Genomic DNA, 1275 nt, shown 5'->3' with positions numbered 1-1275 from the left:
GTGCTCATCGCGCCGGGGCGCCGCCGCGCGGGGCGGCCGGGGCGGGGGCGGCGGGCTTGGCTTCCTCGTTGCCGTTGTTCTGGCCATCCTCGTTCCGGCTGGAGGCCAGCTCGGTCACCGAGAAGATGAAGCGGCCGAGCAGCGACTCGAGGCTGACGGCGGACTGGGTGATGGTGATCTGGTCACCATTGGCCAGTACCTTCTCCTCCCCACCCGGCACCAGCGCGACATACTTGCCGCCCAGCAGGCTTTCCGAGGTGATCTCGGCGGAGGTGTCGGTGGGCAGCTTCAGGTCGCCGTTCACCCGCAGCCGCAGCACGGCCAGGAAGGTGAGGGGGTCGATCCGCTGGTCCACCACGCTGCCGACCTTGACGCCGCCGATGCGGACATCGGCGCCGGGCTGCAGCCCGTCGATCCGGTCGAAGCGCGCGGTCAGCTCGATGCCATCGGTGCCGGCGAGGCTGCGGCCTGAACTGCTGACGGCATAGATCAGGAAGCCAAGGGCGACCAGCAGCACGACGGCACCGGTCAGGATCTCGGCAAGGCTTCTACGTTGCATGGAACCGTTCAGCTACCTGGAGTCCAGGCTTCATAATCGCCCGTGGTCACCTGGCGGTGGCCGGTGGCGTGGTCATGGCCGACGGGGCGGTAAGCCTGGGCCGTGCCGGTCGGGTTGGGGCGGTGCTCCTGCTGCCACGGATACTTCTTCTTCTCCGACAGCGGGGCATCGGTGGTGTGGTGCAGCCAGGCGTGCCACTCGGGCGGCACCTTGGTGGCTTCGGCCGTACCGGAATAAACCACGTAGCGGCGCTTGCGGCCGTAGTTCAGCCAGTCGCGCTTGCTCTCGTAGTAGGTATTGCCGAAGCGGTCGGTGCCGATCTCGCTGACGGCGAAGCCAGTGGTCAGCCGATGCAGGAAGGACATGACGCGGTCGGTTCCATCAGGCAAAGGGGGGAAACAGTGTGGCGGCGCGGGGGCGCGTCCCGGGGCTTCCTTCGCACATGCGGGCGCCGTGCGAAAGGCCGGGGTTGCGTCGCGCCATATCTGGGGCGCCTGAGTCGGATTCACCACCCGATATGGCTTCCGCCCCGCGCGGGCTCATCCTAGCATATCGGCATGGAACGAATGGCAGGCACGATCTGGGCTGGAATCGCGCTGCGGCGCATGCGGGCGCAAGCCGACCCGGATGCCGCGCCGCGCGCCGTGGCGCTGCCCGCGGCCTGGGAAGACGAGGCCGCGGCGGCGCTGGCCGCCCTGGCCCCCGGGCAGGCTTCC

General features: G+C 69.1%; 2 protein-coding genes. Both read right to left on the bottom strand.

The annotated features are described in order from the left end of the window. Positions 1-4 precede the first annotated feature (4 nt). Positions 5-559, bottom strand: a complete 555-nt coding sequence (mlaD, locus tag IBL25_RS26185) for an outer membrane lipid asymmetry maintenance protein MlaD (RefSeq protein WP_187781355.1) — start codon at positions 557-559, stop codon at positions 5-7. An 8-nt stretch (positions 560-567) separates the two neighbouring features. Continuing rightward, a complete protein-coding gene (locus IBL25_RS26180) occupies positions 568-924 on the bottom strand; it encodes an NADH:ubiquinone oxidoreductase subunit NDUFA12 (RefSeq protein WP_187781354.1) in 357 nt (118 codons plus the stop codon). Positions 925-1275 lie beyond the last annotated feature (351 nt).

This window comes from Pseudoroseomonas ludipueritiae (assembly GCF_014490445.1).
GTDB lineage: Bacteria > Pseudomonadota > Alphaproteobacteria > Acetobacterales > Acetobacteraceae > Pseudoroseomonas > Pseudoroseomonas ludipueritiae.
The sequence above is the reverse complement of the archived record's forward strand: the minus strand, read 5'-3'. Positions and strand labels throughout refer to the sequence as shown.